The sequence below is a fragment of the Sediminicoccus sp. BL-A-41-H5 genome (assembly GCF_050632405.1).
Lineage (GTDB): Bacteria > Pseudomonadota > Alphaproteobacteria > Acetobacterales > Acetobacteraceae > Roseococcus.
Map to the genome: position 1 here is coordinate 483,122 of NZ_CP192601.1, position 21,795 is coordinate 504,916.

The 21,795-nt window shown below is 69.1% G+C and carries 35 protein-coding genes and 1 pseudogene; 25 read left to right on the forward strand and 11 right to left on the reverse strand.

What is annotated here, in order from left to right:
- Nucleotides 1-4: 4 nt before the first annotated feature.
- Together ACQ860_RS02375 and ACQ860_RS02380 are read left to right on the forward strand one after the other, a co-directional pair.
- On the forward strand, nucleotides 5-775 hold the full coding sequence (locus ACQ860_RS02375; protein ID WP_431301808.1) for a TatD family hydrolase: 771 nt from the start codon (nucleotides 5-7) through the stop codon (nucleotides 773-775).
- Nucleotides 772-1,575: an MBL fold metallo-hydrolase gene (locus tag ACQ860_RS02380; RefSeq protein ID WP_431301809.1), complete on the forward strand. Its 804-nt coding sequence runs from the start codon at nucleotides 772-774 to the stop codon at nucleotides 1,573-1,575. Before ACQ860_RS02375 ends, ACQ860_RS02380 begins: the two co-directional genes overlap by 4 nt.
- Nucleotides 1,576-1,804: 229 nt before the next feature.
- Here ACQ860_RS02380 and ACQ860_RS02385 read toward each other — a convergent pair.
- Nucleotides 1,805-2,011: pseudogene (locus tag ACQ860_RS02385) on the reverse strand (helix-turn-helix domain-containing protein); the annotation flags it as partial.
- Between the two features lie 265 nt (nucleotides 2,012-2,276).
- Between ACQ860_RS02385 and ACQ860_RS02390 the strand changes: the two are divergent.
- The 18 genes from ACQ860_RS02390 (at nucleotide 2,277) to ACQ860_RS02475 (ending at nucleotide 10,119) form a co-directional block, all read left to right on the forward strand.
- Nucleotides 2,277-2,627, forward strand: a complete 351-nt coding sequence (locus ACQ860_RS02390; protein ID WP_431301810.1) for a DUF736 domain-containing protein — start codon at nucleotides 2,277-2,279, stop codon at nucleotides 2,625-2,627.
- Nucleotides 2,624-2,818 (forward strand): hypothetical protein, encoded by a 195-nt coding sequence (locus ACQ860_RS02395; protein ID WP_431301811.1) that lies wholly within the window; start codon nucleotides 2,624-2,626, stop codon nucleotides 2,816-2,818. Before ACQ860_RS02390 ends, ACQ860_RS02395 begins: the two co-directional genes overlap by 4 nt.
- On the forward strand, nucleotides 2,811-3,044 hold the full coding sequence (locus ACQ860_RS02400) for a hypothetical protein (protein WP_431301812.1): 234 nt from the start codon (nucleotides 2,811-2,813) through the stop codon (nucleotides 3,042-3,044). The genes ACQ860_RS02395 and ACQ860_RS02400 overlap by 8 nt, the downstream gene beginning before the upstream one ends.
- Entirely contained in the window at nucleotides 3,041-3,319 is a 279-nt protein-coding gene (locus ACQ860_RS02405; RefSeq protein ID WP_431301813.1) for a hypothetical protein, read from the forward strand. The genes ACQ860_RS02400 and ACQ860_RS02405 overlap by 4 nt, the downstream gene beginning before the upstream one ends.
- A 148-nt stretch (nucleotides 3,320-3,467) precedes the next feature.
- A complete protein-coding gene (locus ACQ860_RS02410) occupies nucleotides 3,468-4,601 on the forward strand; it encodes a hypothetical protein (protein WP_431301814.1) in 1,134 nt (377 codons plus the stop codon).
- Between the two features lie 298 nt (nucleotides 4,602-4,899).
- A complete protein-coding gene (locus ACQ860_RS02415) occupies nucleotides 4,900-5,325 on the forward strand; it encodes a hypothetical protein (RefSeq protein ID WP_431301815.1) in 426 nt (141 codons plus the stop codon).
- Nucleotides 5,300-5,920: a hypothetical protein gene (locus tag ACQ860_RS02420; RefSeq protein ID WP_431301816.1), complete on the forward strand. Its 621-nt coding sequence runs from the start codon at nucleotides 5,300-5,302 to the stop codon at nucleotides 5,918-5,920. The genes ACQ860_RS02415 and ACQ860_RS02420 overlap by 26 nt, the downstream gene beginning before the upstream one ends.
- A gap of 208 nt (nucleotides 5,921-6,128) precedes the next feature.
- On the forward strand, nucleotides 6,129-6,548 hold the full coding sequence (locus ACQ860_RS02425) for a hypothetical protein (RefSeq protein ID WP_431301817.1): 420 nt from the start codon (nucleotides 6,129-6,131) through the stop codon (nucleotides 6,546-6,548).
- A 23-nt stretch (nucleotides 6,549-6,571) separates the two neighbouring features.
- A complete protein-coding gene (locus ACQ860_RS02430) occupies nucleotides 6,572-6,853 on the forward strand; it encodes a hypothetical protein (RefSeq protein ID WP_431301818.1) in 282 nt (93 codons plus the stop codon).
- Between the two features lie 7 nt (nucleotides 6,854-6,860).
- Nucleotides 6,861-7,307 (forward strand): hypothetical protein, encoded by a 447-nt coding sequence (locus tag ACQ860_RS02435; protein ID WP_431301819.1) that lies wholly within the window; start codon nucleotides 6,861-6,863, stop codon nucleotides 7,305-7,307.
- On the forward strand, nucleotides 7,304-7,921 hold the full coding sequence (locus ACQ860_RS02440; protein WP_431301820.1) for a hypothetical protein: 618 nt from the start codon (nucleotides 7,304-7,306) through the stop codon (nucleotides 7,919-7,921). Before ACQ860_RS02435 ends, ACQ860_RS02440 begins: the two co-directional genes overlap by 4 nt.
- Nucleotides 7,918-8,226, forward strand: a complete 309-nt coding sequence (locus ACQ860_RS02445; protein WP_431301821.1) for a hypothetical protein — start codon at nucleotides 7,918-7,920, stop codon at nucleotides 8,224-8,226. Before ACQ860_RS02440 ends, ACQ860_RS02445 begins: the two co-directional genes overlap by 4 nt.
- Complete coding sequence (locus ACQ860_RS02450) at nucleotides 8,226-8,807, forward strand: lytic transglycosylase domain-containing protein (RefSeq protein WP_431301822.1); 582 nt, start codon at nucleotides 8,226-8,228, stop codon at nucleotides 8,805-8,807. Before ACQ860_RS02445 ends, ACQ860_RS02450 begins: the two co-directional genes overlap by 1 nt.
- A complete protein-coding gene (locus ACQ860_RS02455; protein WP_431301823.1) occupies nucleotides 8,804-8,965 on the forward strand; it encodes a hypothetical protein in 162 nt (53 codons plus the stop codon). Before ACQ860_RS02450 ends, ACQ860_RS02455 begins: the two co-directional genes overlap by 4 nt.
- The gene (locus tag ACQ860_RS02460) at nucleotides 8,952-9,152 is read left to right on the forward strand and encodes a hypothetical protein (RefSeq protein ID WP_431301824.1); all 201 of its coding nucleotides are present in this window, start codon (nucleotides 8,952-8,954) and stop codon (nucleotides 9,150-9,152) included. Before ACQ860_RS02455 ends, ACQ860_RS02460 begins: the two co-directional genes overlap by 14 nt.
- The gene (locus tag ACQ860_RS02465; RefSeq protein ID WP_431301825.1) at nucleotides 9,149-9,304 is read left to right on the forward strand and encodes a hypothetical protein; all 156 of its coding nucleotides are present in this window, start codon (nucleotides 9,149-9,151) and stop codon (nucleotides 9,302-9,304) included. Before ACQ860_RS02460 ends, ACQ860_RS02465 begins: the two co-directional genes overlap by 4 nt.
- Complete coding sequence (locus tag ACQ860_RS02470) at nucleotides 9,294-9,863, forward strand: hypothetical protein (protein ID WP_431301826.1); 570 nt, start codon at nucleotides 9,294-9,296, stop codon at nucleotides 9,861-9,863. The genes ACQ860_RS02465 and ACQ860_RS02470 overlap by 11 nt, the downstream gene beginning before the upstream one ends.
- On the forward strand, nucleotides 9,853-10,119 hold the full coding sequence (locus tag ACQ860_RS02475) for a hypothetical protein (protein WP_431301827.1): 267 nt from the start codon (nucleotides 9,853-9,855) through the stop codon (nucleotides 10,117-10,119). The genes ACQ860_RS02470 and ACQ860_RS02475 overlap by 11 nt, the downstream gene beginning before the upstream one ends.
- A 40-nt stretch (nucleotides 10,120-10,159) precedes the next feature.
- Here the strand turns inward: ACQ860_RS02475 and ACQ860_RS02480 are convergent, their stop codons facing one another.
- Nucleotides 10,160-10,444 carry a helix-turn-helix domain-containing protein gene (locus ACQ860_RS02480; protein ID WP_431301828.1) on the reverse strand — a complete coding sequence of 95 codons (285 nt, stop codon included), beginning with the start codon at nucleotides 10,442-10,444 and terminating at the stop codon, nucleotides 10,160-10,162.
- A gap of 161 nt (nucleotides 10,445-10,605) precedes the next feature.
- Between ACQ860_RS02480 and mazG the strand changes: the two genes are divergently transcribed.
- Entirely contained in the window at nucleotides 10,606-11,397 is a 792-nt protein-coding gene (mazG, locus tag ACQ860_RS02485; RefSeq protein ID WP_431301829.1) for a nucleoside triphosphate pyrophosphohydrolase, read from the forward strand.
- 131 nt (nucleotides 11,398-11,528) lie between these two features.
- Here mazG and ftrA read toward each other — a convergent pair whose 3' ends face one another.
- On the reverse strand, nucleotides 11,529-12,506 hold the full coding sequence (gene ftrA / locus ACQ860_RS02490) for a transcriptional regulator FtrA (RefSeq protein WP_431301830.1): 978 nt from the start codon (nucleotides 12,504-12,506) through the stop codon (nucleotides 11,529-11,531).
- Nucleotides 12,507-12,605: 99 nt separating this feature from the next.
- Between ftrA and ACQ860_RS02495 the strand changes: the two genes are divergently transcribed.
- A complete protein-coding gene (locus ACQ860_RS02495) occupies nucleotides 12,606-12,998 on the forward strand; it encodes a rhodanese-like domain-containing protein (RefSeq protein WP_431301831.1) in 393 nt (130 codons plus the stop codon).
- Nucleotides 12,999-13,004: 6 nt separating this feature from the next.
- Here ACQ860_RS02495 and ACQ860_RS02500 read toward each other — a convergent pair whose 3' ends face one another.
- Together ACQ860_RS02500 and ACQ860_RS02505 are read right to left on the reverse strand one after the other, a co-directional pair.
- Nucleotides 13,005-13,748 (reverse strand): NUDIX hydrolase, encoded by a 744-nt coding sequence (locus ACQ860_RS02500; protein WP_431301832.1) that lies wholly within the window; start codon nucleotides 13,746-13,748, stop codon nucleotides 13,005-13,007.
- Nucleotides 13,749-13,781: 33 nt separating this feature from the next.
- Nucleotides 13,782-14,759: a Bug family tripartite tricarboxylate transporter substrate binding protein gene (locus ACQ860_RS02505; protein WP_431301833.1), complete on the reverse strand. Its 978-nt coding sequence runs from the start codon at nucleotides 14,757-14,759 to the stop codon at nucleotides 13,782-13,784.
- Nucleotides 14,760-14,871: 112 nt separating this feature from the next.
- Between ACQ860_RS02505 and ACQ860_RS02510 the strand changes: the two genes are divergently transcribed.
- Nucleotides 14,872-15,591, forward strand: a complete 720-nt coding sequence (locus ACQ860_RS02510) for a DUF1028 domain-containing protein (RefSeq protein WP_431301834.1) — start codon at nucleotides 14,872-14,874, stop codon at nucleotides 15,589-15,591.
- Between the two features lie 29 nt (nucleotides 15,592-15,620).
- A complete protein-coding gene (locus ACQ860_RS02515; RefSeq protein ID WP_431301835.1) occupies nucleotides 15,621-16,460 on the forward strand; it encodes a nitroreductase family protein in 840 nt (279 codons plus the stop codon).
- Nucleotides 16,461-16,487: 27 nt separating this feature from the next.
- On the opposite strand, the gene ACQ860_RS02520 is transcribed toward ACQ860_RS02515, so the two are convergent.
- From ACQ860_RS02520 to ACQ860_RS02535, 4 genes are all read right to left on the reverse strand, one after another.
- Complete coding sequence (locus ACQ860_RS02520; RefSeq protein WP_431301836.1) at nucleotides 16,488-17,552, reverse strand: toxic anion resistance protein; 1,065 nt, start codon at nucleotides 17,550-17,552, stop codon at nucleotides 16,488-16,490.
- A complete protein-coding gene (locus ACQ860_RS02525) occupies nucleotides 17,549-18,307 on the reverse strand; it encodes a hypothetical protein (RefSeq protein ID WP_431301837.1) in 759 nt (252 codons plus the stop codon). Before ACQ860_RS02525 ends, ACQ860_RS02520 begins: the two co-directional genes overlap by 4 nt.
- A 2-nt stretch (nucleotides 18,308-18,309) precedes the next feature.
- Nucleotides 18,310-18,438, reverse strand: a complete 129-nt coding sequence (locus ACQ860_RS02530; protein WP_431301838.1) for a hypothetical protein — start codon at nucleotides 18,436-18,438, stop codon at nucleotides 18,310-18,312.
- Between the two features lie 140 nt (nucleotides 18,439-18,578).
- Nucleotides 18,579-19,733, reverse strand: a complete 1,155-nt coding sequence (locus ACQ860_RS02535) for an FAD-binding domain-containing protein (protein WP_431301839.1) — start codon at nucleotides 19,731-19,733, stop codon at nucleotides 18,579-18,581.
- A 56-nt stretch (nucleotides 19,734-19,789) separates the two neighbouring features.
- Between ACQ860_RS02535 and ACQ860_RS02540 the strand changes: the two genes are divergently transcribed.
- A complete protein-coding gene (locus tag ACQ860_RS02540) occupies nucleotides 19,790-20,647 on the forward strand; it encodes a metallophosphoesterase (RefSeq protein ID WP_431301840.1) in 858 nt (285 codons plus the stop codon).
- On the opposite strand, the gene ACQ860_RS02545 is transcribed toward ACQ860_RS02540, so the two are convergent.
- Both ACQ860_RS02545 and ACQ860_RS02550 read right to left on the reverse strand, forming a co-directional pair.
- The gene (locus tag ACQ860_RS02545) at nucleotides 20,648-21,043 is read right to left on the reverse strand and encodes an MAPEG family protein (RefSeq protein WP_431301841.1); all 396 of its coding nucleotides are present in this window, start codon (nucleotides 21,041-21,043) and stop codon (nucleotides 20,648-20,650) included.
- Entirely contained in the window at nucleotides 21,040-21,795 is a 756-nt protein-coding gene (locus tag ACQ860_RS02550) for an alpha/beta fold hydrolase (RefSeq protein ID WP_431301842.1), read from the reverse strand. The genes ACQ860_RS02545 and ACQ860_RS02550 overlap by 4 nt, the downstream gene beginning before the upstream one ends.

Consider the following 21,795-nt stretch of genomic DNA (forward strand, 5'->3'; position numbering starts at 1 on the left):
CCTGATGATCATAGATACCCACTGCCACCTGGACTATTTCTCCGAGACCGAGATCGAGGAGATCCTGGCCCGCGCCGAAGCGGCCGGCGTCACACGCATGGTCACCATCGGCACCTCCGTGCCGCAGGCCGCTGCGGTCAGGGCGCTGGTGGAGCGCTTCCCGCAGGTCTGGGGCACGGTCGGCGTGCATCCGCACCGCGCGGCCGAGGGCGAGATGCCGACGGTCGAGGATCTGGTCGCGCTGGCCGATCATCCGCGGATCATCGGCCTGGGCGAGAGCGGCCTCGACTATTTCTACGACAAGTCGCCGCGCGACGTGCAGCAGGAGGGCTTCCGCCGCCATTGCCGCGCCGCGCGCGAAGCCAGCCTGCCGCTCGCCATCCATGCGCGCGAGGCGGATGCCGACATCGCGCGGATCCTGGGGGAAGAGCGGGCAGGGGGCGCCTTCCCCTTCCTCCTGCATTGCTTCAGCTCTACGCCCCAACTCGCTGATGAGGCTGTAGAGATGGGCGGCTACATCTCCTTCTCCGGCATCCTGACCTTCCCGAGATCCACCGAACTGCGCGAGGTCGCGGCGCGGCTGCCGATGGACCGGCTGCTGCTGGAGACGGATTCGCCTTATCTCGCACCCGTGCCGCTGCGCGGAAAGCGATGCGAGCCAGGCTATACCGCCCATACGGCCAAGGTGCTGGCCGATTGCCGCGGCGTCAGCCTCGAAGAGATCGGCCGCATCACCACCGAGAATTTCCATCGCCTCTATCCCAAGGCCACATGAGCCAGGCCCTCAGGGTCACGCTGCTGGGCACGGGGCCTTCCCAGGGCGTGCCGGCGGTGGGCGGCCCGGACGGGACGGGCCATTGGGGCGAATGCGACCCGGCCGAGCCACGCAACCGGCGCATGCGGACCTCGGCCCTGGTGCAATCCGCCGATGGCCGCGCCTTGCTGGTGGATGCCGGGCCGGACGCGCGGGTGCAACTCCTGGGCGCGCGGGTCACGCGCCTGGATGGGCTGCTCGTCACCCATGCCCATGCCGACCACATCGCGGGGCTGGATGAGCTCAGGGCCGTCAACCGCGCGATGGGCGCCGTGCTGCCGCTTTACGCCAACGCGACCACGCTGGCCGAGCTCAAGGCCCGCTTTGCTTACGCCTTCCTCGCGCCCACCGGCTTCTTCTACCGGCCGGTGCTGGACGGGCAGGTGGTGTCGGCCGGCGGCCCGGTCACCCTGGGCGGCCTGGCTTGCGAGTTGCTGGAGCTGGACCACGGCGCCACGCGCAGCCTGGGCCTGCGCATCGACCGCTTCGCCTATACGACCGACGTGATCCGGATGCCGGCCGAGAGCCTGGCGCGGCTGCATGGCCTCGACACCTGGGTCGTCAGCTGCATGCAGCCCGGTGACCAGAACCCTGTGCATGCCGGGCTCGAGCAGGTCTTGGCCTGGCGTGACGCCATCCGGCCGCGCCGCACCGTGCTGACGCATCTGGGCGACCGGATGGATTTCGCCCGAATCTCGGCGCGCTTGCCGGAGGGGGTCGAGCTCGGCTTCGACGGCCTGACCCTCGAGGTGCCCGGATGAGCCCATCCACAGGCTTTTCCCCAGGGCTTTTCTTTCCATAATAAAGAGAACACGGTGGATTTTCGGCGCATGTCTCCGCGCTAATCGGCGGCGGAAAAACGAAAAGAAACAGCAGGATACAAGCCGCAATTCCGGCGATGGATGCGCGAATTCGCGCCACAATATCACGAGAGGCGACGCCATCGGCCTGCCATTCCATCCGGTCGATCATGGCAATTTCGGGCGATACGCCCGCCAGCTGGGCAAGGCGCAACATCGTTTCGGGTCGAGGCGACGAAAGCCCCACCCGCCACGAAATGATCGACTGCCGGGTCACGCCAAGCGCGCGCGCAAGGGCAACCTGAGTCGTGATGCCGGGCGCCTTTTCGGCTGCATCCAGATAGGCGTTCAAATCCATCTGAGCCTCCATAACGTAACGTAGGGGGATGATACTCATTCCCTATTGCGGCGCGAATGTGTGTAACGTAATCCTACACCCTACATGCTGCCTCTGGCGCATGTCTGTCTCCCGGCAGGCCCCCCGCCCGTCACGAACCACGGGCGGGGGGCGACCGGGAGGAAGTTTCCCGCGCGGGGCCTGACCGCGACCGTGCGGGCTTGGGGGGCGGGGGGAGGCTCATCACGCATGCGCCTTCCCCACGCATCGCCCCCCAACCCCTCGCGGTCCCTGCGCGGAGCGCGCATGCAACGGGAGACTGGCAATGCCTGACATTGGAACCCTCCGACCGCTGGACGGTGGAGCATTTTCGGGGCGGGTGCGGACGCTGACGCATCGCCTCAACCTGGAATTCGAGCCTATCGAGGCGGCCGATAAGCGGGGCCGGGAAAGCCCGGATTTCACGGTCTACGCGAAAGACGGAGCGGACCTCATTCCCATAGGATCGGCCTGGAAAAAGGAGACGACCCGCGACGGGACACGTTTCCTGTCCATCACTCTGGATGATCCGAGCTTCCCGGCGCCGCTGAACCTCGCGGCCTTCCCGAACGATGAGGCGGGCGACACATGGCGCATCGTGTGGAACCGGCCGCGCCAGCTGCGGGAGGCCGCATGATGCCCGGTGACAAGATCGAGGCCACCCCGTTCTTCGGGAAGGTGGCGGTGCGCTTCCAGACTTCCGAGGGCGACAAGATCATCACGGAAATGGACAACGCGGCGGCCGTCGCCCTCGCTTCGCAACTGACGAAGGCGGCGAAGGCGGCGGGCTACGTCAAGCCGAAGAAGGGCGCGGCGCCGGATGCTTGACCGTCCCCTGAATTTCCCGCTTTCGGGCCTGGGAAATCTCTCTCTGGACGTGACCACGGACGTTGCTACCGGCAACGTGGTCCTGTCCGGCGTCCTGACCATCGGCGGCGCCACATGGCGCCGCTACGTCAAGCTTGAACCCGCCGCCGCCCGCGACTTCGCCATGCGTCTGTTGCGCGCGTGCCGGGTGGTGGAAGGCGAGAAAGCAGAGGCGGCGGGCAAGTGACCCGCCGCGCCTCCCTGGTGAAGCTGGGCGGCCCCTATGGGGGCCGTTTCCGGTTTCTGGTGGGACGCAAGGGCGAACGCCTCGCGGTGGCCTTCGAAGTGGCGCCAGCTGGCGCCACGCCCGGCGTTGTCTCCGAGGCCATCACGGCGCGGCAGGCCCGCAAGATCGCGGATGAGCTATCCGAAGCGGCCAAGCGAATTCGCGCGGCGGCGCGTGGCCTTGAAGCGAAGGCCCCCGCGAAGCGCGGCTTCTTCCGGCGCCTGACCGGCAGATGAACCCCTCCCGGCTGATCCTGGCACGCCTCGCGGTGATCCTCGCCGCCCTCGCGCTATCCGTGATCGCCTCGCGCCAGACCCACGGCGCCCCCGGTGCGTCTTGGGGGGCCTCCCCTAACAGGCCCCCCTATTCGGCCACCCCCCCGGCATGAAGGCCAAGCCCCTATCCCCCCTCTCGCCCGCGCCGGGCTGGGAGGCGGCGCCGTTCCGCGTGATCGGGCAGGGGTGCGATACCTACGCGGAAACCTTCAACATCGAATGGAGCCGCGAGGCCCGGCAGGCCATCGAGGCGGCGCGGGCGGCGGCGGATATGGACCCGCGCCGGAAGGATGGCGCGCCGCTGAACCTATGCGGCGAGGAATGGCAGGTCATGCCACACGGCGCGAAGGGCGGCGTTGTCCATGTCCTGCACAACCCGGAAATCATGCTGCTTTGCCGCAGCTTCAACACGGAATGGAGCCTCACGGCGCGCTATCGGAGCGCCGGCATCTGGGGCCATGGCCTCCCGGCTCTGCGTGAGCGCGTCGCGGCCTTCGTGGCGCGCGCGGGCACGCTGGCGGCTTGCGAGGATAACCCGCGCGTCTCTCGCTTCGACTATGCGATTGACCTCCACGCGCCCGGCTTCGCCCCGTCCTATTCGATGGGCGACCGCGGATTTTGCTTCCCGCAAGGCACGGCGAAACTGCGCGTCATTGGATGCGCGCAAGGCCCGGAAACCTTCACGCTCGGCAGTATGGCCGGGCTTCAAGTGCAGCTCTACGACAAGTGCAAGGAAATCCGGCAGGCCAGCGGGAAGGATTGGTTTCACGAGATATGGGGCGGCGTGAAGCGCGACGTTTGGCGGATTGAGTGCCGCTTTTCTGGCGCCTGGATGAAAGAGCGCGGAATTCGCAGTTTCGAGGCGGTTGAATCCTCGCTTCGCCCCATGATCTCGACCGCGCTTCACGCCTACCGGCTGACCGATGGCAGCGCCTCGCGCGCGCGCCGGGCAAATGTCCATCCCCTATGGTGGCACGCGATGGAAGCGGCGGGCGGCGCGGATTTCGGCGCGGCGGTGGTGAACCTGTCCACCATGAAGCGCGACGAATTCCACGCGATGATGAGGAAGAACGCCATAGGAACGGCGCGCGCGGCATTGGTGGCGTTGCATGGCGAGATCGACCAAGCCGCGATGGATGATTTTATGTCGGATGTTGCCGCATCCGAGCAATTCGACCCGCGCCGGAAAGAAAAGATTTCCCGGCTGCAAGAGCGCCATCGCTGGATTGAAAGGCCCGCCTGATGACCCGGAAACTCGCAACCATCGCCTGCCATGTCTGCGAGGCCCCCGCGCAGCTGCGCGAGACGAAAAAGGGGCGCCTCTACTACGTCTGCAACGAAACCGATTGCAGTCATCAATTCTTCTCGCGCTCCCTGGCCTGCGACAAGCGGCTTGCGGGGCGCGCCACGGATTGGACCGACACAACGCGGCGCGCTGAACTTGGCGCGGGTCCGAAAGCTCCCCCGGCGCCAGAACCGAGGCCGGTTGAGCCGAAACCGCGCCTCTCGATCTGGGAAAGGCCCCTCCTGTGACTGACGACGTGAAGCCATCCACCCACGCGCAAGCTCTGCCGCCGCCGGCGCCAGGTGCCGCCGAAAGCCTGGATGACCTGGCGCGCGAAGCGACCGCATCCAGCCCCCCGCCGGAAGCCGAGGCGGTGGAAGGCGAGCCGGTGGCGCAATCCATGGTGCCGAATGATGGCCTGCGCTTCGGCTGCGCTGCGCTGGTCAAGATCATCGGCGGCATCATCTGCGCGCGCGCGGACGTGTCGCAGCTGAGCGACCGCGAAGTCTCTGCCGTGGGCGATGCGCTGGCGGGCGTCGCGGTCTACTACCTCCCCACGGATGGCGACCCGCGTTTCATGGCCTGGGCCACGCTGGCGCTTGCGTTGGGCAGCGTGGCGGCGCCGCGCATCCGCGAGGCGAGGGAAGGGGGCGACGATGCCGCGACCGCTGGCGGCGCCTGATTTCCGCCTGTTCCTGGGCAAGTCGGGAAGCGGGAAAAGCTACCTCGCGCGGTATCAGGCATCCAGCGCGCGGCGCCTGCTCATCCATGACCCGAACGGGGAAGCGGCGTGGCAAGAGGGCGCGCTTGTGATCCACGACCGCGCTGGACTGGTCGAGGCCATGAAAGGCCGCGCGTGGCGCATCTGCTGGCGTGGCAGCGTGGCGGCGCGCGGCGATGCGGAAATGCGCGACGCCTTCGAATGGGCCAACCGTTGCGCTCTGGCGGCCGGCGATTGCCTTGTGATCTGGGATGAAGTCGACCGCTTCACGGATGCCGGGCGCCTGCCGCCCGCCGCGTATCAGATGGTGAATGCGGGGCGCCATCGCGGCGTGAAAATTTACGCTTGCTCGCGGCGCGTGCGGCGCGTGTCGCGTGACCTGTCGGCCAATGCGGGGCGCGTGATCCTGTTCCGCATGACCGAGCCGGGCGACCTGCGATGGATCAACGACACGATGGGCGCCGAAGCGGCGGCGGCGGCGCCGCGACTGGGTGAGCATGTGGCGCTCGATTGGACCGAGCGCGAAGTCAAGCAAAAAAAGTCGCCTTTCCGATAAAAAACTATCGGGCGCCGTTACGTTACATAACGGCCAGCGGCGCGCTTTTTTCTCGGCAAGGAAGGTCGAACCGAAAAACCTTCCTTCCGAGGATCTCGAATGTCCGCAAAAATGCTCGCCATGGGTGTCGTGACCGGCGTTGTCGCACTCTGGGTCTATGACAAGTGGGTCAAGGGCCGCATCTGAGCCGCGCGCGGGAGATCGCCCCATGAACCAGCTCATCGCCCCGGCGACGGTCAAGCGCCGTCTCCCTTCCGTGCCCTATCAGGCCGGTGTCCGAAACACGATCGCCATCGACCGCGACGGCGTGCTGACCATGCTTCGCGTGCGCCTGCAATTCCGCGTCACCAACGGCGTGACGGCGGCGGTGGGTCCGCTCTGGATGACGCTTGCGCGTCTCATTCGGCGCTTTGAAATCATCATCAACGGCGCGGACACGCTGATTTCCGTCAACGGCGCGCATCTCGCCTCGCGCGCGTTGGTGGAAATGGGCAAGCGGCCGTATGGCATGGATGCCGCCATTGTCCTGACCGCCAACGCGGTGACGGATTACGACATCGTCAAACCACGGTTTCGAACCCAATCAGCATCGTCAACCCGACGACGCAGACATTCGGCCTGGCGCTGACGAATAACCCGACCATCGCCAACATGATCGGCGCGGGAAGCGCAGTGGCGCCGGCTTCCGGCGGGTCGAGCTCTCCGCAATCGCTTTCGCCCAATGTCAACGCGCCGCTGGACAATACCAGCAACCCGAGCATGGCGAATTCCGATGGCAGCAACCCGGCTTCCATCCTTCCGCGCACGAGCCCGACGGGCGCGCTTGGCCTGGGAACCGGCTTTGCCACCCCGCGCCAGACGCTCGCCACCAATGACCTTCTGCTCCTGATGCTGATTGCTGGCGGCGCCTTCCTGCTGATCGAAAGCCAATAGGGCGGCCATGTTTGGCAGCAAGAAAACGACCGTCATCAATACGACGACCGTCGACAACAACATCTATCTGGACAACGACATCCAGAACGATGTCGACGTGACGGCCGAATTCAACCCGACCTTTCAAAACACGGTCGACACGCAACCGCTTGCGGATGCTGTGGCGGCGCCTCTCGACCGCATGGCGCAAGGGGTGCTCGACGCGATGGAAGCCAACACGCAAGCCGCGCTGAAATCTTCCGACCGGCAAGCCCTGGCAATCACGGCGCTGGCGGGCGGCCTCGGCAAAATCGGCGACGGCTTGCAGGCCGAAAAGGACGGGCAAAGCGGGCTTGAAAAATTCGCGTCGAGCCTGGAACCGATGACCAAGATCGCGGCGGCGGTGCTAACGCTGGGCGCCGTCTATTACCTGTTCACCAAGCGCCGGCTGCCGGACATTGAGGTTTCCGCATGATCCCCTCCGGGCCTGAAATCACGGTCTATCGCATCCCCTTGGACGCGGACGGCCAGACACTCATTCGCCAGCGCGTGGGATATTTCCACCTCTGGCAATTCGAGAATTCGGCAGACGGAACGGTCAACCTTTCCGGGCAAATCACGGCGGTCTTCGGCGGGCAGGCCTCGCAAGATGACGGCGTGCCGCTGAGCTACAATTCGCGCGTCCAATTCCGCCCCACGGTCGAACTGGTCACGCTGCGATGGACCGCCCAACCCGGCATCCGCGCCGTCATCGTGATGAGCGCAAGCGCCGATGCGCTCGAAGCCAACAACATTCCCGCGCGCCAGCTGGTCTTTCAGGGGCAATCCCCCCGAATTGCAACGGGCGTCCAAACCGTGGGCACGTCACGAACGCAGCTGATACCCGCGAATAGCTTCCGCCAACGGCTCATTGTGCAAGCGCCTGTCACCAATCCGGCAACCGTTGTCCTGGGCGACAACACGGTCACCCTGGCGAATGGCCTGCAAATTGAACCTGGCGGCTCATTGGTGCTGACGACATCGGCGCCGCTTTTCGGGCTTTCCGCGAGCGCGGGCGGCTTCGTTCGCTGGATGGAAGAAGGCGCATGATCCAGAACCCGAACCAAGCGCCGCAGCGACGCGGCGCGCAAATCGCTTTCGGCGCTCCGAGCGGCCCGGTTACGCTGGTTTCAGCGGGCGCCAACACGACCGGCCTCATCGTGCGGACGGCCATCCTCTATTCTGCGTCGGGCGTATCAATCGAGCTTGAAACCGGCTCCCAGCCGGTTTTCCTCGCGCTGAACGGCGTGTTTAACTACGTCGGGCCGGGTGTGCTGGTGCCGCCTGGCCAAGCTCTTTCAATCGATGTCACCGGCGCCGGCCCGTCCTATGTCGTGACCTGGGACGTGATCTGATGAGCCGCGCGCTCGGAATTGCTGCGCTGGTGACGGCGGCGGCGGCGCTGGTTGTCGGCTCACGCGCGCGGCGCGTGCCTATTGTGGACTCCTTCGAAATCGTGACGACCGAAGAAATCAGCGGCGCCTTGCCGCCGCCATCCAATCCGCCCGCGCGCGGCCGCGTGTCGCCTTCCGATGTCCTGGCGCTGCTACCCGAAGCCGACCCGGATGGATGGATGCCGCCCGCCGCCGCGCTGGCCTTCGTCGAGGTTGAAAGCGGTTTCAACCCCTTCGCCTATCGCTTCGAGCCGCATTTGAACGAGGCGAGCTATGGCCTCATGCAGGTGCTGGCCAGCACGGCGCGCGACATGGGCCTTCAAGGCTCGCCCGAGCGCATGTATGACCCGGCCGTGTCGCTTCGCGTGGGCATCGACTATGCGAAATGGGCGCATGATTTCCTGGCGCGACGCCTGGGGCGCGACCCCACGGAAACCGAATGGGTGGGCGCCTATAACGCGGGCGTGGGCAACGTCCTGCGCGGCTTCATCCCCCAAAGCTATGTCCGCAAATGGACCCTGGCGCGGGAGAAATACCAGTGATCGAGCCCGATCTGCTGCGCCTGATTTTCGACGGCGGTTTCGGCCTTGTCGCCCTGTTCCTGCTGCATGGCATCGCGGGAAAGATCGGCGCGCTTGAAGCGACCTTAGCCATGGTGGCGCGGCGTGTGATGAATGGGGGCGAACATGGGGAAGGTTGAAATCGCGCGCGAAATCGTGGCTGCTATCGACGCTTTCCGCCGCGAGGAAAGCGAGCGCAACGCGGACCGCATGTTGGCGGCGCTGGACGCCTTCCTCCTCGCGCCGGACGAGGTGACGGCGCCCGAGCCGGAAAACCCGCCCGAGCCGCCGCGAGACGTTTACCCATGGATGAGGATTGAAGCATGAGCGCGGGCGAGTGGATCATCATCGGCGGCCTTGCCTTCCTGCTGGTGGTGGGCACCAAGGGCAAGGCAACCGACAAGGCGCCAGACGCCAAGAAACAGGCCCCGCCGCCGCCCCGCCCCAATGCCATGCGGTGGATGAGCCGTGGCAGCTGAAGCCGCGCGACCGGGCTTCTATCCGAACCTCTGCGCCTCGCTCATTGGCGGCGGTGCGGTCGAGCTCTCGGACGGAACGACGCTCGCGCAGCTCTGGCGCCGCATGTCGCCAGTCGAGCGCGAAGATTGGGTGAAATTCGCGGCCGAACTGGGCGTCGTGCCGGAGGGCGCGGTGGATTACTCCATGGGCCTTCCGCCCGCCATGGTGCTGGCGCCGGGCGGCTTCTGCTACCGGACCCTGAACGGTGGCGAAGGGCAGGGGGCGGGCGGCGCCACGGCGCCCGAAGCGGGCCCGGAAACCGGCGACGCCTTCGAATATCGCCCGACCTCGCGCGGCATTGTCGCGCGCGTTCTGGATTGGTTGCGGGATCTTCTCTCGCGGGCGCTCCAACTCGCCGCCGATGCGCTGCGAAGCGTCATCGAAACCATCCGAAGCGTGATCGAGGCGATTGCCGGCGCGGCCGGTGGCGTCGCGCTATGGCTCGCGCTTGGCCTGGCAGTGGTGACGGGGCTCTATCTGGTGACGCAAGACGGGGGAGGGCGCGGCCGTGGCAGATGAGCCGCTGAACGCGACGGACGAGCAATTGCAGGCATGGCAGGCCTTGCCGCTGCCGCTGCCGCCCCCCATGGCCACGCCTCCCGAATTGGCCTGGCTGCCGCAAGGCGACGCGCGGCGCATCTACCAAGCGGCCGGGGGCGTCTGGCCTCTGGGTCAATCGCCCGGAATCGGCGCCTATGCCGGCGCCTATTGGCCCTGGGTGGCCGGCGCCGGGCTGCTGGTGGCCGGGATCATCTGGCTTCGCAATCGGCGATAGGCGCTGCCGATCGGCGACGGCGACCAGGTGGCGAATTCGCCTATCGTGGGGTGACGTCGCGCTTGATCCGCTGGACCGTGCGTAATGGCATGCCGGTCTCCGCCGCCAGCGCGGACGCTGGCGCCTTTTCCAAGGCAAGCCGCAGAATGGAGGCCCGCGCCGCGTCGCGCTGGCCTCGGCGGGCTTCCTGCCACGCCTTCAACGCCTTCGCGCGCCGTTGGGATACGGCTTGCTGACGCTCCAATTCCTCGGCCAGATGGACGAGCTGCCGCGCCTGCGTTTCGAGGCTCGCCGCGAAGGCCCGCAATGTGCGGGCGTCCATCATGTGCCAGGGAAGCTTAGACGCCATGGGAAGGCCCGATATCATTGCGGCGTCGGCTATCGCAACCCGGCGGCAAGCAATTGTATCCACACGCTTTTCCACAGGTTGGCTTTCCATAATAAAGATTATGCGACAAATTCGCCTGTGAATAACCGGAGCCAGCGATGACCCACCCCGCCCCCATGCAGGCCCTGCTCGACGTGATGGCGCGGCTGCGCGATCCGAAGACCGGCTGTCCCTGGGATATCGTCCAGGATTTCGCGTCGATCGCGCCGTATACGATAGAGGAAGCGCATGAGGTGGCTGATGTGATCCAGCACGGCCCGGACCCTGCGGCGCTGCAGGATGAGTTGGGCGACCTGCTGCTCCAGGTGGTCTATCACGCGCAAATGGCACAGGAGCGCGGCTGGTTCCGCTTCGAGGATGTAGCGGCCGGCGTCACCGCCAAGATGATCCGCCGCCACCCGCATGTCTTCGGCTCCGCCGAGATCGCCACGGCCGAGGCCCAGACCGAGGCCTGGGAGGCCCAGAAGCTCGCCGAGCGCGCCTCGCGCGCCGAAACCGGCGTCCTGGCCGGGGTGGCGGCCGCCCTGCCCGGCCTGACCCGCGCCGCCAAGCTCACCCGCCGCGCCGCGCGGGTCGGCTTCGACTGGCCTGATGCCGCTGCCGTGCTGGCCAAGCTGGATGAGGAAGTGGCGGAGCTCCGCGCCGAACTGCCAGCGGCCGAGCCCGCGCGGCTCGCGGATGAGGTGGGCGACCTGTTGTTCGTGCTGGCCAATCTGGCCCGCAAACTCGATGTGGACCCGGAGGCCTGCATCAACCAGGCCAATGCGAAGTTCGAGCGGCGCTTCGGCGCGATCGAGGCGGCCCTGGCGGCACAGGGGCGCTCCCCGGCGGATGCCACGCTGGAGGAAATGGAACAGGAATGGATTCTCGCGAAACGGCGCGGCCTTTAATCCTGGGGATAATTTCCTCTAAGGATTTTGGGCTCTTTCTCCTACCTTCTGCCGGCTGCGGGTTTCGTGCGTCATGATTAAAATCCCATATCATGGAGGCCCCTGCCCTCGCTCCTTCAAGGCCGCGCCGCTCAGCCGAAGCCTTCCCGATAGGCCCGTGGCGCGAGGCCAATGCGCGCGCGGAAGTGCCGCCGCAGCGCCAAGGCGTTGCCGAAGCCGGCACGCAGCGCGATCTCCTCGACCGGCAGCCTGGTCGTCTCCAGGAGCCGGCGCGCCTCCTCGACCCGCGCCGCCGCCACCCACTCGGCCGGCGGCAGGCCTGTCGTTGCGATGAATCGACGAAGAAAGGTGCGCGGACTCATCGCCGCCTCCCGCGCCATGGCGGCCACCGTCCAGTCCCGGCCCGGCTCGGCCCGGACGGCGTCGAGCAGCGCGGAAAGCCGGCCCTCGCGCGCGGGCGGTACGGGGCGTTCGATGAACTGCGCCTGCCCGCCCCTTCGGTGCGCCGGCAACACGAGCCGCCGCGCGACGCTGTTCGCCGCCGCCAGCCCGAAATCGGCGCGCACGATGTGCAACATGAGATCGAGCCCGGCGGCGCTGCCGGCCGAGGTCAGGACCCTCCCCTCCTCCACGTAGAGCACGGAGGCGTTCACGGTGAGCGACGGGTGGCGCGCGGCGAGCGCCTCGGCGTAACGCCAATGCGTCGCCGCCTGCCGCCCGTCGAGCAGGCCGGTCGCGGCCAGGACGAAGGCGCCGGAACAGATCGAGGCGAGCCGCGCCCCGCGCTCCCATGCACGCCGGAGCATGGCCGCGAGTTCGGCGGGCACCGGCACATCGGCGCCCTTCCAGCCTGGCACGACGATCAGGTCAGCGCGCTCCAGCAACTCTGGCCCGCCTTCCGCCTCGAAGCGCAGCCCGCCATGGGCGCGCAGCGGCCCAGGCTCCACCGCCGCCGTGGCGAAGCGATACCAGCCCGGCCCCATCTCGGGGCGAGGCAGCCCGAAGATCTCGGCCACGATGGCGAATTCGAAGGTGCAGAGCCCGTCATAGGCGAGTGCCACCACCAGCGGCCCGGTCGTGGCCTCGGGGCTTGGCGCGATCTGATCCATGAATGGCTTTTGCGCCACTCGTGGCCGCCGCCGCAAGCGGGCAGAACCGGAGGGGCCGCCGCCCGCATCCCGCCGGCGGCGAGGGAGCCCGAACCAGCCATGTCCACCGCCGTCTCCGCCATCCCCGCCGCCCCGCCCGCCGAGGCCGAGGCGCATTTCGCCGCAAGCTTCACCTTCGAGACCGATTGCTGGGACGTGCAGGACAGCCTCTCCCGCGGGGCGGATTTCGTGCTGCTGGACGTGCGATCCCCGGCCCTCTTCGCCCAGGGCCATGTGCCGGGCGCGGTGAACCTGCCGCATGGCAAGATCACCGCGGGACGGATGGCCGAATGGCCGGCGGGGACGCTCTTCGTGACCTATTGCGCTGGGCCGCATTGCAATGGCGCCGCGCGGGGCGCGCTGCGGCTCGCCCGCCTCGGCCGCCCGGTAAAGATCATGGCGGGCGGCATCACCGGCTGGCTCGACGAGGGCTTCGCGCTGGAAGCCGGCTGAGCGCCGTCAGCCCCTCTGGCCCGGCCATTGCCCACCCGAGGCGGGCGGACCCTTGGCGGCGAAGAGGCTGCCGCCATAGCCCGCCGCCTCCGGGATGCGCAGCAGCGTGCCGCCCGCGCCATCCGGCAGCGGCTCGGGCATCACGGTCACGATGGGGGCGGTGCGCGCGGCGTGGATCGCCTCCTCGGCCGCGCGGTGGCGGGCCAGGCGCAGCAGGTTCAGCCGGGTGGCGAAGACCAGGGTCCGGCGCCCGGCATCGGCCTCGGCGATCGCGTCCTCGGGGCGGATCCAGACGGCCTCCACCGCCTCGCGCCCGTCATGCACCGCCTCCTGGCCCTCGGGGGCATGCGCCAGGAAGAAATGCGTGTCGAAGCGCTTCGGACTATGCGCCGGCGTGATCCAGTGGGCGAATCGGGTCAGCGCCGCATGGCTCGGCCGCAGGCCGCGCGCGTGCAGATGCGTCAGGAACTCGCCCTCGGCCGGCACTTCGGGCCCCGGTGGATGCGCCAGCAGGATGCCCGATTCCTCCCAGGCCTCGCGGATGGCCGCAACGCGGAAGGCGCCCAGCGGGTCATCGGCCGGCGCGAGCGCCGCATCCGTCGTCTCGACGCGCCCGCCCGGGAAGACCAGCGCGCCGGAGGCGAAATCCACCTCCCGCGCGCGGCAGACCATGAGGACTTCAAGGCCCTGCCTGCCGTCACGCAGGAGGAGGATGGTGGCGGCCGGGCGGGGAAGGACGGGTGTGCTCATGCGTCACAGTGAAGCCCAGCCCGGGCGCGCCGGCTACTCCGCCCGGATGTTGCCCTCGCGGATGATGGGCAGCCAGGTCTCGTATTCGCGGCGGATGAAGCTCGCGAACTGCTCGGGCGTGCCGGGCACCACGGTGCCGGCCTGGGCGCGGAAGACCTGCTCGCGCACCTCGTCCATGGTGATGATCTTGGTGAAGACCTCGTTGATGCGCGCGACGAGGCCCGCCTCCATCCCGGCCGGCGCCATGATCCCGTGCCAGACGGCGGTGTTGTAGCCAGGCAGCGTATCGGCCAGGGCCGGGATGCCGGGCAGCGCCGGCGTGCCGCCGGGAACCGAGATGGCGATGGCCTTGGCCCTCCCCTCGCGGATCATGTTCAGGCCGGAGGAAACGGTCGGGAAGCCGAATTGCGCGTCGCCGCGGATCAGCGCCGTCACCATCTCAGCACCGCTGCGATAGGGCACGTGCACCATCTTGAGGCCGGCCCGCTTCAGGAAAAGTTCCATGAAGAGGTGGCTGCCATTGCCATTGCCGGCGGAGGAGAAGGTGAAGCCATCCGGCCGGGCGCGCGCGGCCGCGATCACCTCCGCCGCCGTCGTCGCCGTGACCGAAGGGTGCGCCATCAGCACGCCGGGCAGGTTCACGAGGTGCACGATGGGCGTGAAGGCCGTCATCGGATCATAAGGCAGGCTTGGATAGAGCAGGCGCCCGATCGCATTGGCGCCGACATCGGACATCATGAGCGTCAGCCCATCGGGCCGCTGCTGCGCCACGAAGGCGCCCGCGATGGTGCCGCCGGCGCCGGGCCGATTCTCCACCACCAGCGTCTGGCCGCCCGTGTGCTCGCCGAAACGCGCGGCGACGGTGCGGCTCAGCGTATCCACCGCGCCGCCCGCGCCAAAGGGCACGATGAGGCGGATGGGCCGGTCCGGCCAGGGATTTTGCGCGAGCGCGGGCGCGGCGAGCAGGGTGCCGGCCGCGGCCAGGAAGTTCCGGCGAGGGGTGGGGTACATGGACGTATTCTCCCGCTTGGCCCATGGAACCCTCCCGGGCCTTCTTGACCGGGGCTTTGCCCTGACCACTCTCTGCATGCAAGCATGGTGTGCGCCACATGAGGATTTCGCCTTGACCTGGTCATTGCTCGCGCATGAGCCTGAAACCGGCAGTTTCGCGGTGGCCGTCACCACCTGCGCGCTCGCCGTCGGCGCCTCCTGCCCCTTCGTGCGCCCAGGCGTCGGCGCCGTCTCGACCCAATCCATCACGAACCGCTATCTCGGCCCCGCCGTGCTGGACGCCATGGCGCGCGGCCTCTCCCCCGCCGCCGCCATCGAAGGCGCGCTGGTGGGAGATGACGGCAAGCACCTCCGCCAGCTGCATGCGATCGACAGCCATGGCCGCAGCGCCGCCTGGACCGGGCAGAACTGCGTGGAATGGGCCGGCGCGCGCTCGGGCACGGGGTGGTCCATCGCCGGCAACATGCTCTCCGGCGAGGCCGTGATCGCCGATACGCTGGCGAGCTTTCTCGCGCGGCAGGAACTCGCCCTGCCCGAGCGCATGCTGCAGGCGCTGCAGGCGGGCGAGGTCGCGGGCGGGGACAAGCGTGGCCGGCAATCGGCGGCGCTGAAGCTCATCACCACCGAGGATTTCCCCGACATCGACCTGCGCGTGGATGACCACGCGAACCCGCTCGATGAGCTGGAGCGGCTGCTGAAGCTCTGGCGCCTGACCCGTGCGCCGGGCCTGCGCAACCAGCCGAGCCGCGCCCATCCCTCGGGCAGCACGAACATGGACGCGATCGAGGCCAATTGGCGCAGGCAGGGCCTGGATCTGAAATTCCGGCGCTGACCGCGCCCCATCCCTCACGAGGCCGCATCATGGACATTTCCGCCCCCCGCCCTGCCGCCCAGCAGGAGGCACTTGCCCTTCGCTACGGCGCGGATGCCATCCCGCCCGCCGGGCCCTGGAACGATCACATCGCGCTGCTGCTCTCGCACCGTTCGGTGCGTGGCTACCGGCCCGATGCGCTGCCCGCCGGCACGCTCGAGACGCTGGTGGCCGCCGCGCAATCCGCCGCCACCAGCTCCAACCTGCAGACCTGGTCGGTCGTCGCCGTGCATGACCCGGTGGCGCGCGCCGCCATGGCCAAGGCGGCGGGCAATCAGAAGCATATCGAGCAATGCCCGCTCTTCCTCGTCTGGTGCGCCGATGTCTCGCGCAATGCGCGGCTGGGCGCGGAGGAAGGCGTGGACCTCCCCACCCTGCCTTATCTCGAGACCTTCCTGGTCGCCGCCATCGATGCCGCACTCGCCGCGCAGAACGCCGTGGTCGCGGCCGAGTCGCTGGGCCTCTCCACCGTCTATATCGGCGCGCTGCGCAACGATCCGGCGCTGGTCGCGGAATTGCTCGGCCTGCCGCCGGGCGTCATGGGCGTCTTCGGCCTCTGCGTCGGCTATGCCGCGCCGGATGTCACGAATGAGGTGAAGCCGCGCCTGGCGCAGCCCGCCATCCTCTTCCATGACCGATATGACGCGGCCGGCGAGCCCGCGCTGCGCGCCGCCTATGACGCGAAGATGGCGGAGTTCTCGAAGCGGAACGAAATGGCGGCGACCAGCTGGAGCCAGCGGGTCATCGCCCGCATGGGCAAGCTCACGGCCATGGGCGGGCGCGACAGGCTCTCCGACGTGCTGCGCGCGCTGGGATTCCCGCTGCGCTGAACCCGCCGGGCCCGCGCCGCCGCAGCATCACGCGCGCGCGGGCGGGCTGGCGGTCTCCCGGGCGCGGGCGGCGCTCAGCGCGCGGCGGATGTCCTGCTCGCACTTGGCAAGTTCCGCTTCGGCGGTGCGGCGTTGCGCGCGCGCCTCGTCGGCGATCCGCAGGCTGTCCTCGATGGTGCCGACGAGGGCGGCATTGGCCTGCTTGATGGCGTCCATGTCGAAGGTGCCGCGCTCCAGTTCGCGCCGGGCTTCCGCATTGCCCGTGCGCAGCGTCTCCGCATTGGCGACCAGCAGCTTGTTGGTGAGGTCGGTGGCCGCCTTCACCGCCTGCCCGGCCTCGCGCATGCGGTGGATGGCGAGCGCCTGGGCGAGCTGCTGGGACCAGAGCGGCACGGTGTTGGCGAGGACAGACTGAATCTTGGCCGAGAGCGCCTTGTCGTTCTCCTGGATCAGGCGGATCGAGGGCAGCGCCTGCATGGCGACCTGCCGCGTCAGGCGCAGGTCATGAACACGGCGTTCCAGCTCGTCACGCGCGGCGCGGCCGTCGCGCAGCGCTTGCGGGGCGAGCGGATCTCCCTCGACCAGGGCGGCGGCTTCGAGGGCGGGGATGGTGACGCTGTCGGTTTGCTTCAGCACGCGATCGCCCGCCTCGATGTGGTCGGCCAGCGCGTGGAACCAGTCCAGCGTCGCGGTGTAGAGGCGTTCCAGCCGCTCCACATCCTCCAGCAGCTTGGTGCGGTGCTGATCGAGCTTGTCGCCGATTTCCTGCACCTGATCCCGCACACCCTCATAGCGCTGGACGATGGCGGTGGCCTCGCTCCCCGCCCGGTTGAAGAGGCGCTGGAAGAAGCCGGGCTTCTCGGCGAGGCCGGTGACATCGAAGCCGCGCAGGGCCGTGAGCATGTAGGAGAGGGTCTGCCCCGCCTCCCCCGTCTCGCGGTTCTGCGCCCCTTCCAGCATGGCGTCGGCGGCGGCCTGGGCGCGGCTTTGCGCGGCGGCGCCGAAGCGCAGGATGGTGCCGGGGTCCTTCAGGTCGATCGCGGCGGCGAGGCGGGTCACTTCCTCCTCGCGGATCGGTTGCACTTCGCTCATGGTTCCTCCTGGCGCAGCCGCTCGGCCAGCACCTTCACCTGGATTTCGAGGGCCTCGCTCTCCGCCATCCGCAACTCGCTGCGCAGCTTGCGCGCGGAGGCGGCGAGATCTGTGAGCAGGCTGGGCAGCGTCTCGGGCGGCGCGGCGCCGGCCTCGAGCCGGTCCACGATGCGCGAGAGCCCATCGAGCTGGACGGCGAGGAAGCGCCGCGCCTCGTGCAGGCGGGCGGGCCGGGCTTCCAGGTCGTCAACGACGCCCTGCATGGCGCCGGCCGCCTCCAGCAGCAGCGTGCCAAGCGGCAGGCGCGGCGCCGCGGCGGCGATGCGGGAGAGCTGGGCGCGGGGTCCATCGAGGGCTGCGGGGCGGGTTGGTTCGGGCGGCGGGGGCGGCGGGGGCGCGGCCTCGGGCAGGTCGGCCGTCAGCAGGCGCGCCCCGAACCAGGCGCCGAAGCCGAGCCCGACGGCGATGGGCGGCGTGATCCCGGCGGCGAGTCCCGCAGTCAGGCCGGCCGCCACGCCGAAGAGCTGGGCGCCCTTGCGGCGGCGCCCCTGCGCCATCAGGGCCGCCGCATACCAGGCGAGGCCCAGGCCCAGCAGCGTGCCCACCAGGCGGGTGCCGCCGCCACGAATGATCTCGACCGGCACGTCGAGGAAGAGCGGCCAGAAGAACATCGGCAGCAGCCATACCCGCCAGCCTAAGACAGGCTGGCTGGCGGCCGCCCGGATCTGCCGCTTCACGGCGCCCTTGAGGTCCATGGTCAGCGGAACAGCGCGATGGCGGCTGGCAGCCAGGCGCAGAGGCCCAGCAGGCCCAGCCCCAGCATCACGCGCAGCGGCAGCGGCATGCTGGCGATCAGGCGGTCAGGCGAGGGGCGGTGCTTCTCCATGCGGTCAACATCGCGATGCCGATGTCGCCGCGCAAGGCATCTGCTGCGGCCGCGCGGGCCAACCCAGGGGTTTTTGCCAGGAGCTAGTGATGTAAGCGCCGTAAACATAACCGTGACATGGGGTGCGGCTTGGCCCGGCGTCAAGGGGGCGTGGGCTGAAGCCCGGCGATCAGGCGCGGGATTTCGGTGCGGAAAGGAAAGAAGCCGCGCTGGGCGAGCGGCCAGCACGCCTCGTCCCATTCACGGCGCAGCCGGTGCAGGGTGACGCCCGCGGCGGCGCAGAGCCTTCCGACCTCGTCCAGCAGCGGCGCCGTCCAGCCCATGGGCGCCCAGGGGGTGATGATGCGGGTCACGCCCAGGCCGCGCGCCCAGCCAGCCACCTCTTCGGCGGCGAGGATGCGGCCGATGGCATCGGCCAGCGCGCCGGCGGTGAAGCCCGCCGCGACGCGGCCCTGCGGGAAGCGGCTGCGCGCGGCGGTATCGGCCAACGCGGCGATGCCCACCACCTCGCAGCCCGCCACCTCTCGCCCCTCTGGCCGGAAGCCCAGATCATCGGTGTGCAGCAGCAGCGCGACGCGCCCGCCCGGTGGGGCATCGGCGGCACGGAGGCGCCCGGCCGGCGGGGGGGGCGGCGCTTCGATCGGTGGCGCCGCCTCATCCAGCTGGCCGCGCGGGTTGAACCGGCCATTGGTGTAGCGCGCGATGTTTTCGGCGCGCGCGAGGTAATGCTTGCCCGGCGTCTGGATGCCCGCGACCCAGCGCCAGGAGAGCGTGTTGGAAGCGGGATCGGCATCGGCCAGATGGGCCAGGAAGAACTCCGCCCCCAGTTCCCACGGCAGACGGAGCGTGAAGATCCAGATGCTCGCGAACCACATGCGCGTGTGGTTGTGCAGCCAGCCGGTCTCGACCAGTTCCCGCGCCCAGGCGTCGAAGCAGGCGATGCCGGTCTCGCCCGCCATGGCGGCGGCGAGGCCGGGCGGCGTCTCCATCCGCGCGACCGCCGCGCGGTAGTCCCGCCACATCGCCGGGCGAAGTTCGAGAAAGCCCTTCCAGTAGGAGCGCCAGAAGACCTCCTGGATGAATTTCTCCGCCCGCGCCGGGCCATGCTGCGCCAGGGCCACGCCCACCAGCTCGCTCTCCGAGACCAGCCGGTGGCGCACATGGGGCGAGAGTCCGGAGACGCAGCGCGCCCCCGGCCCGCCATCCGAGTTGCGAAGGGCCGCGTAGTCGCGGCCCATGCGCGGGGCGAATTGGGTGAGGCGCGCGAGGGCCGCGGCGCGGGTGGGTTCTGCCATCATGCGACCCCAAACTGGCCCGAGTTCCGCCGCCCGCAAGGCGTCAGGAGGCACGCATGATGCTCCGTCGCACCCTTCTCGGCACCGGGCTGCTGGGAATGGCCGCCGCCGCGTACGGCTTCGGGCTCTCCCCCTTCGCGGACCCCGTGATCACGCGCTACGCGCTGACGCCGCGCGGCTGGCCCGCGGGGTTGCGCCTGCGCATCGCCGTGCTGGCGGACCTGCATGCCGGGGCGCCGCTGATGACGCTGGACCGCGTGGCGCGCATCACCGCCGCGACCCATGGGCTCAACGCCGACATGATCGTGCTGCTGGGCGACTACGGCCCGGTCAGCCGCCTCGTGCGCGAACCCTACGCACCGGAGGAGGTGGCGGCGCTGCTGGGCGGGCTGCGCGCACCCCTCGGCGTCTTCGCCATCGCCGGAAACCATGACTGGTGGGAGGATGAGGCCGCCATGGAACGGCGCTCGGGCCGCCCCGCATGGCTGGAGGCCCTGGCCCGGCACGGCATCACGCCGCTGCAGAACGAGGCGCGCCGCTTCGCACAGGGCTTCTGGCTCGCGGGGCTGGACAGCCAGATCGCCTTCCGCCCACGCGGGGCGGATGACCTGCCGGGCACCCTCGCGCAGGTGACCGATGCAGCGCCCCTGATCCTGCTGGCGCATGAGCCGGACATCTTCGCCACCCTGCCCGAGCGCGTCGCGCTCACCCTCTGCGGCCATACCCATGGGGGCCAGGTGCGTGTGCTCGGCTATTCACCCCGCGTGCCCTCGCGCTTCGGCAACCGCTATGCCTATGGGCATGTCACCGAGGGCGGGCGTGAGCTCATCATCTCGGGCGGGCTCGGCACCTCCCGGATTCCGGTCCGGTTCGGCGTGCCGCCCGAGATCGTGGAATTGACGCTGGGCGCCTGATCAGGCGAAGGCGATCCGCACCAGCAGGAGCAGCGGCGCGAGGCCGAGCACCGTAAAGGTGAGCGCCATGCCGAGCTGGCGCAGCTTCAGGTTCTCCGGCTCGCGCGAGATGCCCATGGCGTGTGCGACGCGCCCGGCGAGTGCGAGCCCACCCAGCGCATGCAGCAGGAAGGGTCCGGTGCCGGCCAGTTCCAGCAGGCCGAGCAGGATCAGGATCATCGGCGCGTATTCGACGAAGTTCCCCTGCGCGCGGCTGGCGCGCAGCATGCGGATATCCTCGCCCAGGCCGATGGCGATGCGGCAGGCGACCCGCGCGCGGATCACCAGCACGGAAAGCGCGAACAGCAGCAGCCCGAAGAAGGCCGCGTAGAAGGAGGTGATGGGCAGCGCGGTCATGCGAGGAAGGGCTCCGTCAGCGCCAGGAAGGCATGGGGGTTGTCGGCATGCACCCAATGCCCCGCCTTCTCGACCATGGCAAAGCGCGCGGCGGGAAACAGGCGGCGGAACAGCGCGTGATGCTCGGCCTGGATGTAGGTGCTGCGCTCGCCCGCCAGCACCAGGGTCGGGCCTTCATAGCGGCCCGTGAGCGGGAAATCCTCGATCTCCGGCATGCTGGCTGCGATCTCGGCGAGGCCGAGCTTCCAGGCCGGCGCATCGCCGCCGAAATCCAGGGATTGCAGCAGGAAGGCCCGGATGCCGGCCTCGGGGATCGCGGTCTCCAGCGCGGCATCCGCCTCGCGCCGGCTGAGGCCCGGGGTCAGCGGCAGGGCACGCATCGCCGCCACATAGCCGCGCAGGGCGGGCGGGTAGCGCACGGGCGCGATATCCGCCACGACGAGGCGCGCGACCATGCCGGGCTGGCCGAGCGCCAGCGCCATCGCCACCTTCCCGCCCATGGAATGGCCGAGCACGGCGGCGGGCGCGAGGCCGCGGCGCGCGATGAGTTCCGCCACATCCTCGGCCATGGCGGCATAGTCCATCCGCGCCGCGTGCTCGCTCTCGCCATGGTTGCGCAAGTCGGGCGCGAGGACGCGGTGACGCTGCGCCAGGCGCTTCTGGATGCCGCCCCAGTTCCGCCCGGCGCCGAACAGCCCGTGCAGCAGCACGACGGGGCTGCCCTCCCCCATCTCGATCACGTTCAGGCGCAA